This is a genomic window from Mesorhizobium sp. P2_B11, assembly GCF_056404855.1.
This window is the reverse complement of sequence record NZ_JBFUDF010000007.1, coordinates 338,648-355,381: the sequence shown is the minus strand read 5'-3', so window position 1 is coordinate 355,381 and position 16,734 is coordinate 338,648. Positions and strand designations below refer to the sequence as shown.

The following is a 16,734-nucleotide window of genomic DNA, read 5'->3' as shown; positions in this document are numbered from 1 at the left end:
ACAAAATTCAACCGTTCGGAAAAACTGGCGAAAAGATCGGCTGGCATAAGCCTCCCGATCGGGATTCCGGGTTCTTCCTTTTTGGAAGCGTCGGTCCTCCACCAACAAAATCTCAGCGGCGGCCTGCTCGAGCGGCGGCATGAACAGCCGCCTGGCCAGGACAAGAGAGTTATGGAAATGGACTACGATATCGCCGAACTGGACAGCGACACGGCAACGCCGATCGACGGCCTGGCAAGCATCGATGCGCTGGCAAGGATCGCTCACGGCCCGGCAAGGGCCGCCCATGGCCAGATCCTGACGGGCGCCGACTTTGTCCGGCATGGCCTGCCGGGTGAGCGGCTCGATACGGTGTTCGAGCAACTCGCCGAAGCGTTCGCCGCGTTGCCGGCGGTGATCTCCGACGGGCGTGTCTGGACCTATGAGGAACTGAACGGCCGTGCCAACCAGTTTGCCCGCATGCTGATCAAGCACGGCGTGCGGCCGGGCCACCGGGTCGGGCTCATTCTCGACCGGTCGGCGGAGACTTATGTCGCATTGCTGGCGGTGATGAAGGCGGGAGCCGCCTTCGTGCCGCTGGCCACCGCATTTCCGCAGGAGCGGATGGCGCTTATCATCGAAGACGCCGGGGTGAGCATGATCGTCACCATCGCCGCCTACGCGTCACGCGCCGGTCAACTGGCCGTTCCGCATGTGTTGATCGACAGCGCCGCCGCAGAGATTTGCGCTCAGTCGCCCGCGCCGCTGAAGCCGCATGCGAAGACCGCCGACGACATCTGCTACATCCTCTATACCTCAGGCACCACCGGCAAGCCCAAGGGCGTGGTCATCAAGCACCAGAGTTTTGTCAACTTCATCCGGGTCGCCGCCTCCTCCTACGGATACCGGCCGGGCGACCGGGTCTACCAGGGCATGACCATCGCCTTCGACTTCTCCTCCGAAGAGATCTGGGTGCCGTTCGTCGCTGGTGCGACAGTGGTGCCCGCACCTGGCCAGATGCCACTGGTGGGAGAGGAACTGGCGGATTTCCTGCGCCTCCATGATATCACCTGCATGGCCTGCAGCCCGACCTTGCTGTCGTCGATGACATCGGACGTGCCCAGCCTGCGCACGCTTTTGGTGGGTGGCGAGGCCTGCCCGCACAATCTGGTGGTGCGCTGGTCGAAGCCGGGCAGGCAGATCCTCAACACCTATGGCCCGACCGAAGCGACCGTTACCGCGACCATGGGGGCGCTGACGCCTGACAGTCCGGTGACCATCGGCGCGCCGTTGCCGACCTACTCGATCGTCATTCTCGACGCCTCGCTGCCGCAACTTGCCGAGCCGGGTGAACTGGGCGAGATCGGCATTGCCGGCATCGGGCTCGCCGTCGGCTATCTCAACCGGCCGGACCTGACCGAGCAGAAATTCATTGCCGATTTCGTCGGCCTGCCGAACAACCCGTCGCAGCGCATCTACCGCACCGGCGACCTTGGCCGGATCAACGCCAGGGGCGAGATCGAGTATGCCGGGCGCATCGACACACAGGTGAAGATCCGGGGGTATCGCATCGAGCTCGGCGAGATCGAGGCCGTGCTGCTCGACCAGCCCGAGATCGCCCAGGCCGCCGTCACCACCTGGGAGATCGAGCCCGGCCGCGTCGAACTCGTTGCCTATTACGCGCTTAAAACCGGCGTAGCGGCAATTTCCCGCGCGGACCTTGCCCAGACGATGAAGCGGCGTCTGCCGGACTACATGGTGCCCGCCTATCTGGAGGAACTGCCTGCCATCCCGATGACGGTCTCCAACAAGGTGGATCTGCGCCAGTTGCCGAAGCCGACAAGCACCAGGCTTTCGGCCGACCGTGCCATGGTGCCGCCCGGCAATGAGGATGAGCGTTTCCTGGCCGACGCCCTGGCCGGGGTGCTGACAGTCGAAGAGGTGTCGGTCGATGAAAATTTCTTCGACGACCTCGGCGCCAACTCGCTGCTAATGGCGCATTTCTGTGCCCGCGTTCGCACCCGCAAGGAGTGGGCGACGACGTCCATGCGCGACATCTATCTCTATCCGACGGTCGCGCGCCTGGCCGAGCATCTGGCCATTCCAGGCGAGATGACGACGGCCACCTTCGAGCCAGTGCTGACCCGCCGGGCCTCGAACCTCGTCTACTGGACCTGCGGCATGGCCCAGCTTTCGTTCTACCTCGCCTACAGCTATGTCGCGCTGTGGGCGATCAACACCGGCCTCAACTGGGTCTATGACGCGCTCGACGAGCCGCTGCAGCTCTATGTCAGGTGCGTGGCGCTTTCGGCCGCCGTGTTCTTCGGCATGTCGGGCTTTGCCGTCCTGGCGAAATGGGTGCTCATCGGCCGCTGGAAGGCCGAGGCGTTTCCCATCTGGGGATGGCGCTACTATCGCTTCTGGGTCGTCAAGACGCTGATCCGCACCGCACCTGTCGTGCTGTTCCGCGGCAGCCCGCTCTACAGCATTTATCTGCGGCTACTCGGCACCAAGCTTGGGCACAACGCCGTCATCGAATCGCGTTCCGTGCCGGTCTGCACGGACCTGATTTCGATCGGCGACAACACCATCCTGCGCAAGGAATCGATGATCCTCGGCTATCGCGCGCAGGCCGGCTATATCCACACTGGGCCGCTGACCATCGGCCGCGATGCCTTTGTCGGCGTCGGCTCCACGCTCGACATCGACACCTCGATCGGCGACGGCGGCCAGCTCGGCCATTCCTCCTCGCTGCAGCGCGGACAAAGCATTCCGGACGGCGAGCACTGGCATGGATCGCCCGCTGTGCCGACCACGGCCGACTATTGCAAGGTGCGCAACGCGAACGCTTATGAGGTACGGCGTTTCCTCTACGAAGCCGTCCAGCTGGTGCTGCTGTTCGCTGTCGTCACCCCGCTGCCGCTGCTGTTCCATAGCTATTGGGAATATGTCGGCGATGACTATCAGGAAACGATCGGCCTGGTCGCGATCGGCACGACCGTCACGCTTTTCGGCTATGGCGCGCTCGCCTTTTTCGCCGCCACGGTGGTGCCGCGCGTGATCAGCCTGATCCTGAAGCCTGGCCGCACCTATACGCTCTACGGTTTCCGCTACTGGCTGCAGACCGTCTCAGAGTTTTCCAGCAACTCGCGTGTGCTCGGGCTGCTGTTCGGCGACAGCTCGGCCATTGTCTATTACATGCGCGCCATCGGCTGGAACCTCAACAAGGTGGTGCAGACCGGTTCCAATTTCGGCTCCAACCAGCAGCACGAAAACCCGCTCCTGTGCGAGATCGGCACCGAGACCATGGTTTCGGACGGCCTGTTCATGATCAACCTGCACAAGTCCGCCTCGGCCTTCCGGCTCGAGCCGACGCGGATCGGCGAGCGCAACTATCTCGGCAACAACATCTACTATCCGCCGGATGGCCGCACGGGCGACAACGTGCTGCTCGGCACCAAGGTGATGGTCCCCATCGATGGGCCGGTGCGCGAGAATGTCGGGCTACTCGGTTCGCCATCCTTTGAAATTCCGCGCATGGTCAACCGCGACAAGGAGCTGATCGCCGGCGTCGACGAGGCCGACCGGCGCAAGCGCATCCCGTTCAAGAACCGTCACAATCTGGTGACGATCCTTCTGTTCCTGGCCACGCAATGGGTCATGCTGTTCGTCACGCTGGCGATCTGGGACCGCGCGTTGAACTACTATACCGAATGGGCCGAGGTCGCGCTCTTCGTGGCGGTGATCCTGACCTCGATCATCACCATTCCGTTCTACATCTTCGTCGAGCGGGCAAGCCTTGGTTTCAGGAGACTGAAGCCACGGATAACAACGATCTACGACGTCGACTTCTGGCGCCACGAACGCCACTGGAAGCTGGCGGATTCTCCGATCGTGCGGCTGTTCGCCGGCACGCCGTTCCGGCCGATGATCCTGCGCCTGCTGGGCGTCAAGGTCGGCAGCAGGGTCTATGACGGCGGCGCCAACCTGACCGAGCGTTCGCTGGTCGAGATCGGCGACGACGTCACGCTGAACGAAGGCTCGGTCATCCAGGCCCATTCGCTGGAAGAAGGCGCCTTCAAGTCCGATTACATCCGCATCGGCGATGGCTGCACGCTTGGGCCGTCGGCCTTCATCCATTACGGCGTCGTGATGGGCAAGGGATCGATGGTCGATGCCGATTCCTTCGTGATGAAGGGCGAGGAGCTCGAGCCCAATTCGATCTGGCGCGGTAACCCGGCCAAGCTGCATCGGTTCGTCGAGCCGATTTCGGATGACGGCTCCAGGGTCTGACGCTCGTGACAGAGCGATCCGGAAGCACAATGGACATCCGGGTCGCCCCGGTGACCCCGGCCAATCGCGCCTTGGTGACGGCACTGCAGCTGGCGCCTGAGCAGATGGACTTCGTCGCCAGCAACGAGGCCTCGCTGCGCGAGGCCAGATCCGACAGGGACGCGCGCCCGCGCGCAATCATGGCCGGGGATCGTGTCGTCGGGTTCCTGATGTATGAGGCGCCGCGCGACGAGGACGAGGCGCGGATCTACCGCTTCATGATCGACCGCGCCTGGCAAGGCAGAGGCTACGGCAAGACTGCTTTGCGTGAAGTGCTGGGTGAAATCATGAGGCTCGGCCACATCAGGCACGTTTCGATCTGCTACGAACCGGAAAATGAAGCGGCACGCCAGCTCTATCGCGCCGCCGGCTTCGTCGAGGAAGGGCTGGACGAGGACGGCGAAATGATCGCCGACCTCGCTTTGCCTAGAGCATGATCCCGAAAAGTGGAACCCGGTTTTCGGGAAAGATCATGCTCAAACAAAGAGATAGAGCAGTTCGCCGTTTCCGTGAAACGGTGAAACGCTCTAGACGGATCGACCGGCCATGACACCGCAGCCAGACGCCGGCGCGAGCCTGTCGGCGCAGGCGACCCTGCTGGCGGCGATGGTCGCCATGGCGCCGACCGGGGTTCGGCTCGGCTGCCGCACGATCCGCGAAGGCGATGAGAACCACCTGCTGCCGCAGGAAGCACGCTCCATCCCGTCACGCCAGCCGCTGATGCGGCGGGCAAGCGGCGCGGCGCGGTGGATCGCGCGCGGGCTGCTGGCGGATATGGGCTTGAACGGTGTGGATGTCTTGCGCGCATCCTCCGGCGCGCCGGTATGGCCGCCGGGGATAACGGGTTCGCTGGCTCATGACGACGAAATGGCCGTGGCGGCAGTCGCGCCGGTCTCCCACATCGCCTCGCTCGGCATCGATGTCGAGCCCGCCCACCCCTTGCCCGACGACATCTTCGCGCTTGTTGCAACTGGAGCGGACCGGACAGACCCGGTCAATCGACACCTCGCCGGCCGTATTCTCTTTTCAGCCAAGGAAGCCGTCTACAAGGCGGTGTATCCGCTTGATCGCGAAGTGCTGGGCTATGAGGATATCGTCGTGGATCTGACCACAGGCGCCGCGATGACCAGGACAGGCCGCGGAGCGAGGCTTGTTTACTGCGTTGCTCCGCGCGTGGTCGTTCTGGCGTTTGTCGACGTTGGCCGAGGCTAAAGCGCGCCGCGCCCGGTGGCGCGCGTGCCGCGTTTGCTCTTGCCGGCCCGCGCTTCAACCGCCTTCTCGATTTCGCGCTTCAGCTCGTCCTTGATCTCAGCCGTCTCGGCCATCAGCGTGTCGATCTTCATGAAATCGAGCACGCGGTATTTCGAGACGTTGGGGCGGATCAGGATGTCGGGCGGATTCTGCTTCAGCTTGTGGGCGATGATCGACTGCATCATCAGTTGCGTGGCGCCGTACATCAGGTCGACGGTGGTCGGGTGCTTGCGCTCGGCTTCGCTCGGCGCGCCGACGACGTCGATGGCGATGATGATGTCGGCGGCGTTTTCGATCAGGTCGAACGGCACGGGGTTGTAGATGCCGCCGTCGATCAGCACGCGGTCGTCGCGCGTCACCGGGCGGAACACGGCGGGAATGGCGGCCGAAGCCGCTAAGGCCGAATGAAGATCGCCATCGTCGAAGACGGCGAGCTTGTGGCCGAAATAGTCGGTCGCCGTCACCTTGAGCGGGATCTTCAGTTCGGCGAAGGTTTCGGGAATGGCTTCGGGCAGGAAGGCCTTCAGGATGCGTTCGATGTTGAACTGGCTGACGCGGATGCCGCCCTGCATGGCCTCGGCGATGGTGCCCGGCCGCGAGCGCCACATACGCGCGGCGACCTCGGCGCGGCGGCTCAGGATCGAACGGGCATAGTCCTCGATGTCCTTGCCGCTCATGCCAGAGGCCATGCCGGCACCCATGATGGCGCCGATCGAGGAGCCGGCAATGGCCACCGGCTTGATGCCGAGCTCGTCCAGCGCCTCGACGATGTGGATATGAGCCAGGCCACGGGCGCCGCCGCCGCCAAAGGCGATGCCGAACGTGGGACCTGTCATTTGGCCTCCAGCTTGGGGCCGATGCTCATGATCGCGGGGGCCGGCGACAGCAGCTTCTTCGCCGCCGCCTTGACCTGATCGAGCGTCACGCCGTTGATCAGCGCCGCACGGCGCTGCACGTAGTCAATGCCGAGATTGTCGAGCTGCAATTCCACCAGCGTGGCGGCGATACCGCTGGAAGAATCCAGATTGCTGATGGCATAGGAGCCGACCATGTATTTCTTGGTCGCGTCCAGTTCGGCCTCGGTCGGGCCCTCCTCGGCCATTTTCTTGACCACGTCCTTGACGATGGCGAGCGTCTCGGCGGCGCGGTCCGAACGCGTCGCCGTGGTGATGATCAGCGCGTTGGAATGCTGGTGATCGACCAGGTTGGAATCGACGCTATAGGCCAGGCCGCGCTTTTCGCGCACCTCGTCATAGAGGCGCGAGGTAAAGGTGCCGCCACCGAGAATCTGGTTCATCAGCACCGCGGCGAAGAAATCCGGCGCATCGCGCTTCACGCCGGGATAGGCGAACTGCAGCGATGTCTGCGGCAGGTCGTAATCGACCTCGAGCTGCTGGTCGAGCTTCAGCTCGGTGTCGGCTACCGGCTGCAGGATTTGCTTCTCCGGCAGATCGCCGAACACCTGGTCGAGCTTCTGTTTCAGCGTCGCGGCGTCGATGTCGCCGACCACCGCGACATGCAGGCCGTTGCGGGCGAAATTGGCCTTGTGGAAGGCAACCAGATCTGCCGCGGTGATGGTGGCGATACTGTCTTTGGTGCCCTGGTCCGGCCTGGAATAGGGATGGTCGCCATAGATGGCGCGCAGCCATTTGGTCTGGGCGACGGTGTTGGGGTCGCGCTCACTGGCGAGGATGCCGGACAGGATCTGGGAGCGGATGCGGTCGATCGGCGCCTGATCGAAGCGCGGACTGGTGACCGCCAGCCTCAGCAGGTCGAAGGCCGCATCCTTCTGCTCGGCCAGCATGCGCATGGCGCCATAAGTGCCGTCGCGGGCCGCGTCGAAGCCCATTTCGGCGCCGGCATCGTCGAGCCTGGTCTGGAAGGCATCGCTGTCGAGATCGCCGGCGCCCTCGTCGAAGAGGCCGGTCATCAGATTGACCAGCCCTTCCCGCCCCGCCGGATCCTGCGTCGAGCCGCCGTCGAAGACGAAGCGAATGGCGATGATCGGAATGGAGTGATCCTCGACCAGCCAGGCGTTGATGCCCTTTGACGAGGTCACCGGCTGGATGTCCATCGCGCGCGCCGCAAGCGCCGGCAGGACGAGGAACAAGATGGAAAGGAACAACGTGGTGAAGACGCGGAGGGCCATACCTTCTCTCCGCCAGGCTCCCCCTTCTCCCCTTGTGGGAGAAGGTTGCCGAGCGAAGCTCGGTCGGATGAGGGGTGTTCCAGCTTGGCGACGACGGCGATCTTTCACCCACCCCTCATCCGTCTCGGCGCTGCGCGCCGATCCACCTTCTCCCACAAGGGGAGAAGGGAAGTGGCGCATAAGGCGAGAAGGCAACACAGCGTTATGCAGGTTCGTCATCAAATCAATTCCCCGCCTGTTGCTGCGGCAAGAGATAGCCGGTGGTCGAACGGTCGAGCAGCAAATAGCGTGCGGCGACCGCCTTGATATCGTCCGCGGTAACCTTGCGAATGCGGTCCGGCCATTCCTCGATATCCCTGACGTTGCCGCCGGTGGCGAGTTCGGCGCCGTAGAGATTGGCCATCTCGTCCTGCTTGTCGCGAGCGAAGATCATGGCCCTGATATAGCGGGCCTTGGCCTTCTCCAGCTCGTCGGCGGTGACGCCGTCCTTGATGATGCGGGCGATCTCGGCGTCGACTGCCGCCTCGACGTCGCTCAGCTTCGCGTCGCCGCGCGGCGCGCCATAGACGGTGAAATTGGTGGCGTCGAGCATGGTGCCCTGGAAGAAGGCGCCGGTCCCCGATGCGATGCCTTGCTTGACCACCAGCTGCTGGTAGAGGCGGCTGCGGGTGCCTCCGCCAAGGATTTCTCCCAACAGGTCGAGCGCTTCGGCCTCGCCGGGTTTTGCGGTATGGTAGGACGGAACCACCCATTGCGTCGAAAAGCTCGGCACCGAAACGCGCGCATCGGTGAGCGTCACCGTGCGCTTGGTGTTCTGCTCCGGCTCGACCGGGCGGATGCGCGGCGGCAGGTCCGGGCCGCGCGCGACTTTGCCATAGGTCTTTTCGGCCAGCGCCTTCACCGCATCCGGCTCGACATCGCCTGCAACGATCAGCACGGCATTGTTGGGGCGGTAGTATTTGTCATAGAAAGCAACCGCATCGGTGCGGTTCAGCTGCTCCATCTCCTGCATCCAGCCGATCACCGGAATGCGGTAGGGCTGGTTCTGCCAGAGTGTGGCATCGACCTCTTCGTCGAGCACGGCCTCGGGGTTGCTGTCGATGCGCGAACGGCGCTCTTCCAGGATCACGTCGCGCTCGGTCTTGATGACCTCGTCGGTCAAGATGAGGTTGCGCATGCGGTCAGCCTCGAAGCTCATCATCTGTTCGAGCGCCGACGGCGTCACCGTCTCGTGGAAGGCGGTGTAGTCATAGGACGTGAAGGCGTTGTTGGAGCCGCCTATGTCCGAAATGGCGCGGTCGAACTCGCCCGCAACGTGGTTGGTCGTGGCCTTGAACATCAGGTGTTCGAAGAAATGCGCGATGCCGGATTTGCCCGGCGGCTCGTCGGCGCTGCCGATCTTGTACCACACCATATGGGTGACGATGGGGGCACGGTGATCGGGGATGACCACCACCTCCATGCCGTTGTCCAGCAGGAAGTTCGCCACCTTGCCGTCGTCCGCGGCAAGTGCCGGGCCGGCCACGGTCAGCGCGGTGGTGAGCAACGCTCTCCGCAGCCATTCAGTATGAAGTGTCATTAATGGCTCCGGTTGTGATTGCGCGACGATAGGCAAGGTTAGCCACCGAGGCAAAGTGAATTGTGCGTCATTTTGAAGGCGCAAACCGCGCCGCCCTCACGCAGCCTCGATGAACCGGATCACCGTCTCGCCGTAGTTGCGCTCATCGACCACCGAGAATTCGGGCCCAACCTCGAAGGGCGCCGAGGCGGCTTCCTCGACCACGCAGAGCGCGCCAGGCAGCAGCCAGCCGCCTGCCTTGGCCGAACGCAGGGCGCGCTCGCCGAGGCCTTTGCCATAGGGCGGATCGGCGAAGATCAGGCCAAAGGCCGCAAGCGTGCCGGCCTCGCCCAAGGCCGTCGCGTCGCGGCGAAAGATCTTGGTGCGGCCGGTGAGGCCAAAGGCTTCGACATTGGTGCGAATCAGGCCGCGCCCTTCCGCCGATTCTTCGATGAAGACGCCATAGGAAGCGCCGCGCGACAGCGCTTCGAGGCCGAGCGCACCGGTGCCGGCGAACAGGTCGAGCACGCGGGCGCCTTCGAGCTTGTCGGCGAAGCGGTGCGCCAGCACGTTGAAGACGGCCTCGCGGGCGCGGTCGGTGGTCGGGCGGATGGCCTGGTCGCGCGGCGTCGCCAGCGGACGCCCGCGAAACTGGCCGCCGACGATTCTCATCTAAACGGCTCTCATCTGGTCCGCGGACCCTTGGGACCATTGCGCGGCCGCTCACCGCCGCGACCGCCATCCGGACGCTCGCCGCGCGGCTTGCCGAACGGCTTGGCGCCGCCAGGCTTGCCATAGGCCGGCTTGCCATAGGCTGGCTTGAACGAGGCCTTGCGCGCCTTGGCGTCGGCCGCCTTGGCGGCATCGGCTTCCGCCCTGCCCTTGCCGATCGGACGCGCCCCCGGCGCCATCCAGACATTGGCCTTGCGCTGGCCCGGCGGCTCGATCGGCTTCTGCTCGCGCTCGGGTTTTTTGCCGCCACGCGGTTTGTCACCAAAGGCGCCACGGGGTTTATCGCCAAAACCACCGCGCGGTTTGTCGCCGAAATCGCCACGTGGCTTATCGCGAAACTCGCTCCGCTCGGGTCTCGGGCCACGCTCGCCAAAGCTCTTTTCCGGCCGTGCCCCCCTCTCGGGGCTGGTCGACAGCTTTCCCAGCGCCTCGTCGCGGCTGCCTTCCCTGCGCTTGCGGTTCTTGATCAGGCCGCCCTCGCCGATTGGCCGATGGTCGCCCTCGCGGGTGACTTTCGGCCGATCCGGCTCAACTTCGCGCTCACGCCGCACCGGATGATTGGAGAACGGCTTGGTGATCTCGGCGTCGAAATTGGCGCCGGACTCCTCGATTAGGCGTTCGCCGAGTTGGTCGCGCAAGACGCGGCCCTTGATCTCCAGCACATGGCCTTCGGCAAGGTCGTCGAGCTGGAACGGCCCGTAGGAGATGCGGATCAGCCGCGTTACGTCGAGGCCGAGCGAACCAAGGATGTTCTTCACTTCCCGATTCTTGCCTTCGCGCAGGCCGATCGTCAGCCAGGCGTTGGTGCCTTGCTCACGGTCGAGCGTCGCCTCGATGGCGCCGTAGAAGACACCGTCGACGGCAATGCCTTCACGCAGGCCTGCGAGCATGCTTTCCTCGACCTTGCCATGAACGCGCACGCGGTAGCGGCGCAGCCAGCCGGTGGCCGGCAGTTCGAGCACGCGCGACAGACCGCCATCATTGGTGAGCAGCAGCAGGCCTTCGGTGTTGATGTCGAGGCGGCCGATCGTCATCAGCCGCGGCAATTCGGACGGCAGCACGTCGAACACGGTCTTGCGTCCCTCGGGGTCGCGGTTGGTGGTGACGACGCCGGCCGGCTTGTGGAACAGGAACAGCCTTGTGCGCTCGATCGGCGGGATTTCCATGCCGTCGAGATGAATGATGTCGCCGGGCATGACGTTGAAGGCCGGAGAGGTCAAAGCCCGGTTGTTGACCTTGACGCGGCCCGCAGCGATCAGGTCCTCGGCGTCTCTGCGCGACGCCAGGCCGGCGCGGGCCAGCCGCTTGGCGATACGCTCGCCGGCTTCTTCAGTCTCAGCGGTGCGCGGGCGCGGCTTGAAACCGCTGCCGGATGCGCCTTGCGGCCGGTCACCACCGAAATCGCGCTTGGGACGATCGCTGAAGTCGCGTTTCGGACGATCGCCGGCGTCGCGCTGCGGGCGATCTCCGGCGTCGCGCGGTGCGCGATCGCCGAAATCGCGCTTTGGCCGGTCGAAACGCTTTTCGCCTTCGGCGGCCGCAGGCCGGTCACCGCGCGGTGCATAGGGCTTGCGGGGACCTTCGCGCTTCTCATAGGGCTTGCCTTCGGGACGCGGTCCCTTGCTGAACGGCCGGTCGCCACTCTTGAAGTCGCGCTTCGGTCGCTCGCCATCGGCCGCCATCGGCCGGTCGCCGCGCGGCGCATAGGGCTTGCGCGGCCCTTCGCGCTTCTCATAGGGCTTGCCCTCGGGGCGCGGCCCCTTGCTGAACGGCCGGTCGCCGCTTTTGAAATCGCGCTTCGGTCGCTCGCCATCGGCCGCCATCGGCCGGTCGCCACGCGGCGCATAGGGCTTGCGCGGCCCTTCGCGCTTTTCGAAAGGCTTGCCGTCGGGACGCGGCCCTTTGCTGAACGGCCGATCGCCGCTCTTGAAGTCGCGCTTCGGCCGCTCGCCTTCAGCCGCTGCCGGCCGGGCGCCACGCGGCGCATAGGGTTTCTTGGCCCCGAATGAAGGCTTGCCGCCTTTGCCGGCGGCGCCATCACGGCGCGGCCCTACGGCTCTCGGGCCGCTTTTGCCCGGGCCTTTGTGGCGCGGAGATTTCTTGTCGTTGTCGTCCATGTGGCCTTTGTCCGTTTGCGCTGCTACAGCGTGGCGCATCATGCTCTGTCTCGCGATCTAGAGACGTCGCGCAACGAACGCTATAGCACTTTGATTTGGCGCATGATCATTTCCGAAAATCTGTTCCGATGTTCGGGTTGACGCGCTCCATAACAGGATCACCGCTAAGTGGCGAGGAGATAATCGGAATGGAAACCGCGTGAAGCGGCCGGATTTCATGGCGCTGGCGCTGCAAGAGGCGCAAGCCGCCGCCTTGCGCGGCGAAGTTCCCGTCGGCGCCGTCATCGCCAGCGGCGATACGGTGGTGGCATCCGCCGGCAACCGCACCCGCGAGCTTACCGATCCGACGGCGCATGCCGAAATGCTGGCGATCCGCGCGGCCTGCCAGAAGCTCTCCAGCGAGCGGCTGACCGGCCACGACCTCTATGTCACGCTGGAGCCCTGCGCCATGTGCGCCGGCGCCATTTCCTTCGCCAGGCTGCGCCGGCTTTATTTCGGCGCGGCCGACGAGAAAGGCGGCGCGGTGATCAACGGCGTGCGCTTCTTCGCCTCACCGACCTGCCACCATACGCCCGATATCTATCCGGGCATGGCCGAAGCCGACGCGGCGATGCTGCTCAAGGAATTCTTTCGGGAAAGGCGCGAGCCGTAGAGCCTTCAAACGCGGAAGGCGGCGCTTCTTACCAAGAAGGCAGCCAGTCAAAGAGACCACCGCTCTTGCTCTTGGCGGCAGCTTCCTTCTTGAGGCGGCGTTCCTTCTTGTATTCGTCCTCGCCGAGTTCGCCCACCGGCGCAGTGTCGGCGGCGGCGCGGTAGGCCAAAGGCGGCTCGCTCAGATATTTGCGCGTGGTGGGATCGCCCTGCTTGCCTTCTGCCGTGCGGCGCTGGATCTCGGCGGCGCGGCCCTTGTCCGAATCCGCAGGCGACCAGCGCGGCGGGTGGCTCGAGCCCGAATCCGCCAGCGCCTTCTTCACCGACGCTGGATCGCTCTGCACATCATCGACAATCTGTGACTGATAGGCCGGGTCGTCCTGGTGGGCGGTGGCGTCGGCACGCAGACGGGCGCGGCGCTGCTCGGGCGATTCGGGCCAATCGGTGCTCGCCGTCTCGATGCTTTCCTGCGGCGCCGGCAGCGCTTCCTTTTGCCCCGGCGCGGGCTTCACCAGCTCCGGGCGCGGCTTGTAGTCGATCTGTTGCTTGTGCTTTGGCGAGATTGCAAAGGCGCCGGACAGGTCGCCGGCAAGCTGCTCGCCGGCCGTCTTGTCGGTGCCGTAGGTGGGCGAACCCATGCAGCCGGACAGAGCGAGGCCGGACGCGACAAGCGGCGCCAGCAGCGCAACGCGCACGGAAATTCTGTCGGTCATGCCAAAAAGTCCCACTCTAGACAGCCTCTCGATCGTCACCGGCCAAAGGTCCGGTCCCCATCGTCCACGCTCTTGCGACGGAAATCCGGCGACAATTTGTCTTCCGGAGTTTCGCGTGTTTACCTCAACCACTCGTTAAGGGCAACGCGCGGGCGGTTTTCGCCCACGCGGCGTGGCTTTTGTGCACCGGCTTGTGGCCTCACAAACGTCCCAGAGCCTTGAGTTCATGCAGCACCGCGGCATCGCGAGCCGAAACGTCGGGGAATTCGGCATCCTGCCCGACATCGGCGGTATAGCGCCAAGAGCGCGCGCATTTGACCAGGCCGCGATCCTCGGCCTTTTCGACGACCACGGCGACCCCAGGCACATCATTGAGGAAGAAGGCATCCTCAGGAGCTTTCTCAAACGAGAATGTCAGCCCGCTGGTAATTGCGATCTCAGCCATGCCGGCCTCATCGATCAGTTCGTTGATCGAGGGGAAATCAAGATACACGACTGGCACGGCCTCCAACGATGAACCTATCACCTTCTGCGCGCGAGCAATCTCAAGCGCACCAGTAACAACGCGACGTACCTGCTTGATCGCTTTCCATTTTTCGTTGAGTTCAGGGTTATTCCAGCTCTTCGGCACGTCCGGGAACTGGTCGAGATGCAGCGACACAGCATCGGGGTGGCGGTCGAGCCAGGCTTCTTCCATGGTGAAGGGCAGCATCGGGGCCAGCCATTTCACCAGGCAGTCGAAGAGGTGGCGCACCACCTGCACCGAAGCCTTGCGCTTCAGGCTGGCAGGTCCGTCGCAATAGAGCGCGTCCTTGCGGATATCGAAATAGAAGGCCGACAGCTCCACCACCATGAAGTCGAGCAAGGTGCGGGTGATGCGCTTGAACTCGAACGCGTCATAGCCCGAGCGCACGACCTCATCGAGCTCCGCCAGCCGGTGCAGCATCAGCCGTTCCAGTTCCGGCATCTTTTCCAGCGGCACTTCCTCGCCGTCGTCATGGGCAAGCGTGCCCAGCATCCAGCGGATGGTGTTGCGCAGCTTGCGGTAGGCGTCGATGTTGGTCTGCAGCACGTTCTTGCCGAGCCGCTGGTCTTCCCAATAGTCGGTCGTCACCACCCACAACCGCAGGATATCGGCGCCGGACTGCTTGATGACGTCCTGCGGCACGACGGTGTTGCCAAGGGACTTCGACATTTTGCGCCCCTCCTCATCCATGGTGAAGCCATGGGTGACGACGGTGTCGTAAGGCGCCCTGCCCCTGGTGCCGCAGCTTTCGAGCAGCGAGGAGTGGAACCAGCCGCGGTGCTGGTCGGAGCCTTCGAGATAGACGTCGGCCGGCCATTTGAGGTCCGGACGGTCTTCCAGCGTGAAGACATGCGTCGAGCCCGAATCGAACCAGACGTCGAGGATGTCCATCACCTGCTTCCATTTGGAGGCATCATGATTGCCGAGGAAACGCTCCTTGGCGCCCTCCGCGAACCAGGCGTCGGCGCCTTCCTGTTCGAAAGCATCCATGATGCGCTGGTTGACGGCTTCGTCCTTCAGCACATTGCCGTCCTCGTCGGCAAAGACGGCGATCGGCACGCCCCAGGCGCGCTGGCGCGACAGCACCCAGTCGGGGCGCTCCTCGATCATGGCGCGGATGCGGTTCTGGCCGGCAGCCGGCACGAAACGCGTGTCGTCGATGGCCTTCAGCGCGCGGCTGCGCAGCGTCGTGCCGTCGCCGAGGTCCTTGTCCATATAGACGAACCATTGCGGCGTGTTGCGGAAGATGATCGGCTTCTTCGAGCGCCACGAATGCGGGTAGCTGTGCTTCAGCCGACCGCGCGCGAACAGCGCGTTGCGCTTGATCAGTTCGTCGATGACCGCCTGGTTGGCGTTGCCCTTCTTGCCATTGTCGTCGATGACGCGCGCCGCCCCACCCTCGCGGTCCGGGCCAAAACCCGGCGCGTCCCTGGTGAAGAAGCCGGCATCGTCGACGGTGAACGGGATGGCGGGATCGATGCCGCGCTGGCGCAAATCCGACGCAGCCCCCATCCAGGCATCAAAGTCCTCGCGGCCGTGGCCGGGCGCAGTGTGGACGAAGCCGGTGCCGGCATCGTCGGTGACGTGGTCGCCGGCCAGCATCGGCACCGGGAATTCGTAGCCGCCGCCAAAACCCTTGAACGGATGCGAAAGTACAAGGCTTCCAAGCACTTCTGCCGAGACGCTGCAAAGGCGATTCAAGGTGACCTTGGCCTTGGTCGCGGAGTCCTCTGCAAGCTTATCGGCAAAGATCAGCTTTTCGCCGGGCTGCGGACCGAATGCGTTCTCGGCCGCGGTAACCTCATAGAGGCCATAGGCGACGCGTGGCGAATAGTTGACGGCGCGATTGCCGGGGATGGTCCAGGGCGTGGTCGTCCAGATGACCACGTAGATCTGCTGCTCTGCCGGGACTGAATGTGTATCAAAATACGCTTTGGTGTGATGGTTGCCATCGCCTGTCACATCTCGATGAAATTCCCGGTTAAGGACAGGAAACTTCACCCAGATCGTATCGGACTCATAGTCGTGGTACTCGATTTCGGCCTCGGCCAGAGCGGTGCGCTCGACCACGCTCCACATTACCGGCTTGGAGCCGCGATAGAGCTGGCCCGACATGGCGAACTTCAACAGCTCGCCGGCGATGCGCGACTCCGCGTGAAAGGCCATTGTCGTGTAGGGGTTCTTGAAGTCGCCGACGACGCCGAGCCGCTGGAACTCGCCGCCCTGCACCGAGATCCAGTGCGCGGCGAAGTCGCGGCATTCCTTGCGGAATTCGTTGACCGGCACCTCGTCCTTGTTCTTGCCCTTGGCGCGGTATTGCTCCTCGATCTTCCATTCGATCGGAAGGCCGTGGCAGTCCCAGCCCGGCACGTAGTTGGAGTCATAGCCGCGCATCTGGAATGAGCGGGTGATGACGTCCTTGAGGATCTTGTTCAGCGCATGGCCGATATGGATGTTGCCGTTGGCGTAGGGCGGGCCGTCATGCAGCACGTATTTTTCGCGGCCGGCCGCGCTTTCGCGCAGCTTGCGGTAAAGGTCCATGTCCTGCCAGCGCTTGACCAGCAGCGGCTCCTTCTCCGGCAAGCCGGCGCGCATCGGGAAATCCGTCTGCGGCAGATAAAGCGTCTTGGAATAGTCGATCGTTTCAACAGTGTCGGTCATTGGTCTGCCATGTGCATTGCCCGGCGGGCGTAGAGGCTCGGGCGTTGAATTATCAATATCTGGAA

Annotated in this window: 11 protein-coding genes; 4 read left to right on the top strand and 7 right to left on the bottom strand. The window is 64.0% G+C overall.

Going from position 1 to position 16,734, the window contains the following annotated elements:
* Positions 1 to 171 precede the first annotated feature (171 nt).
* The 3 genes from AC1DYJ_RS24600 to AC1DYJ_RS24590 all read left to right on the top strand — a co-directional run bounded on the left by AC1DYJ_RS24600 (position 172) and on the right by AC1DYJ_RS24590 (position 5,523).
* Entirely contained in the window at positions 172 to 4,272 is a 4,101-nt protein-coding gene (locus AC1DYJ_RS24600) for a Pls/PosA family non-ribosomal peptide synthetase (protein ID WP_477282359.1), read from the top strand.
* Positions 4,273 to 4,301: 29 nt separating this feature from the next.
* Entirely contained in the window at positions 4,302 to 4,748 is a 447-nt protein-coding gene (locus tag AC1DYJ_RS24595; RefSeq protein ID WP_477282357.1) for a GNAT family N-acetyltransferase, read from the top strand.
* 109 nt (positions 4,749 to 4,857) lie between these two features.
* Entirely contained in the window at positions 4,858 to 5,523 is a 666-nt protein-coding gene (locus AC1DYJ_RS24590; protein WP_477282355.1) for a 4'-phosphopantetheinyl transferase family protein, read from the top strand.
* Here AC1DYJ_RS24590 and AC1DYJ_RS24585 read toward each other — a convergent pair.
* The 5 genes from AC1DYJ_RS24585 to AC1DYJ_RS24565 all read right to left on the bottom strand — a co-directional run bounded on the left by AC1DYJ_RS24585 (position 5,520) and on the right by AC1DYJ_RS24565 (position 12,118).
* The gene (locus tag AC1DYJ_RS24585) at positions 5,520 to 6,398 is read right to left on the bottom strand and encodes a patatin-like phospholipase family protein (RefSeq protein ID WP_477282353.1); all 879 of its coding nucleotides are present in this window, start codon (positions 6,396 to 6,398) and stop codon (positions 5,520 to 5,522) included. The two genes, AC1DYJ_RS24590 and AC1DYJ_RS24585, sit on opposite strands and share 4 nt — an antisense overlap.
* The gene (locus tag AC1DYJ_RS24580; protein ID WP_477282351.1) at positions 6,395 to 7,711 is read right to left on the bottom strand and encodes a M16 family metallopeptidase; all 1,317 of its coding nucleotides are present in this window, start codon (positions 7,709 to 7,711) and stop codon (positions 6,395 to 6,397) included. The genes AC1DYJ_RS24585 and AC1DYJ_RS24580 overlap by 4 nt, the downstream gene beginning before the upstream one ends.
* 223 nt (positions 7,712 to 7,934) lie before the next feature.
* Entirely contained in the window at positions 7,935 to 9,290 is a 1,356-nt protein-coding gene (locus tag AC1DYJ_RS24575; protein WP_477282349.1) for a M16 family metallopeptidase, read from the bottom strand.
* A 96-nt stretch (positions 9,291 to 9,386) separates the two neighbouring features.
* Positions 9,387 to 9,941 (bottom strand): 16S rRNA (guanine(966)-N(2))-methyltransferase RsmD, encoded by a 555-nt coding sequence (gene rsmD, locus AC1DYJ_RS24570; RefSeq protein ID WP_477282347.1) that lies wholly within the window; start codon positions 9,939 to 9,941, stop codon positions 9,387 to 9,389.
* A gap of 11 nt (positions 9,942 to 9,952) precedes the next feature.
* Positions 9,953 to 12,118, bottom strand: a complete 2,166-nt coding sequence (locus AC1DYJ_RS24565; RefSeq protein ID WP_477426282.1) for a pseudouridine synthase — start codon at positions 12,116 to 12,118, stop codon at positions 9,953 to 9,955.
* 199 nt (positions 12,119 to 12,317) lie between these two features.
* Here AC1DYJ_RS24565 and AC1DYJ_RS24560 point away from each other — a divergent pair, with 199 nt between their 5' ends.
* Entirely contained in the window at positions 12,318 to 12,770 is a 453-nt protein-coding gene (locus tag AC1DYJ_RS24560; protein ID WP_477282343.1) for a nucleoside deaminase, read from the top strand.
* A gap of 28 nt (positions 12,771 to 12,798) precedes the next feature.
* Here AC1DYJ_RS24560 and AC1DYJ_RS24555 read toward each other — a convergent pair whose 3' ends face one another.
* Together AC1DYJ_RS24555 and ileS are read right to left on the bottom strand one after the other, a co-directional pair.
* Positions 12,799 to 13,482 carry a hypothetical protein gene (locus AC1DYJ_RS24555; protein WP_477282341.1) on the bottom strand — a complete coding sequence of 228 codons (684 nt, stop codon included), beginning with the start codon at positions 13,480 to 13,482 and terminating at the stop codon, positions 12,799 to 12,801.
* Between the two features lie 199 nt (positions 13,483 to 13,681).
* On the bottom strand, positions 13,682 to 16,669 hold the full coding sequence (gene ileS / locus AC1DYJ_RS24550; RefSeq protein WP_477282339.1) for an isoleucine--tRNA ligase: 2,988 nt from the start codon (positions 16,667 to 16,669) through the stop codon (positions 13,682 to 13,684).
* Positions 16,670 to 16,734 lie beyond the last annotated feature (65 nt).

What these genes read in the sequence shown, in the direction of transcription:
- AC1DYJ_RS24600 (WP_477282359.1), top strand. Translation starts at nt 172, where the DNA reads ATGGAAATGGACTACGATATCGCCGAACTGGACAGCGACACGGCAACG.
- AC1DYJ_RS24595 (WP_477282357.1), top strand. Translation starts at nt 4,302, where the DNA reads ATGGACATCCGGGTCGCCCCGGTGACCCCGGCCAATCGCGCCTTGGTG.
- AC1DYJ_RS24585 (WP_477282353.1), bottom strand. Translation starts at nt 6,398, where the DNA reads ATGACAGGTCCCACGTTCGGCATCGCCTTTGGCGGCGGCGGCGCCCGT.
- AC1DYJ_RS24565 (WP_477426282.1), bottom strand. Translation starts at nt 12,118, where the DNA reads ATGGACGACAACGACAAGAAATCTCCGCGCCACAAAGGCCCGGGCAAA.
- AC1DYJ_RS24580 (WP_477282351.1), bottom strand. Translation starts at nt 7,711, where the DNA reads ATGGCCCTCCGCGTCTTCACCACGTTGTTCCTTTCCATCTTGTTCCTC.
- ileS (WP_477282339.1), bottom strand. Translation starts at nt 16,669, where the DNA reads ATGACCGACACTGTTGAAACGATCGACTATTCCAAGACGCTTTATCTG.
- rsmD (WP_477282347.1), bottom strand. Translation starts at nt 9,941, where the DNA reads ATGAGAATCGTCGGCGGCCAGTTTCGCGGGCGTCCGCTGGCGACGCCG.
- AC1DYJ_RS24575 (WP_477282349.1), bottom strand. Translation starts at nt 9,290, where the DNA reads ATGACACTTCATACTGAATGGCTGCGGAGAGCGTTGCTCACCACCGCG.
- AC1DYJ_RS24555 (WP_477282341.1), bottom strand. Translation starts at nt 13,482, where the DNA reads ATGACCGACAGAATTTCCGTGCGCGTTGCGCTGCTGGCGCCGCTTGTC.
- AC1DYJ_RS24590 (WP_477282355.1), top strand. Translation starts at nt 4,858, where the DNA reads ATGACACCGCAGCCAGACGCCGGCGCGAGCCTGTCGGCGCAGGCGACC.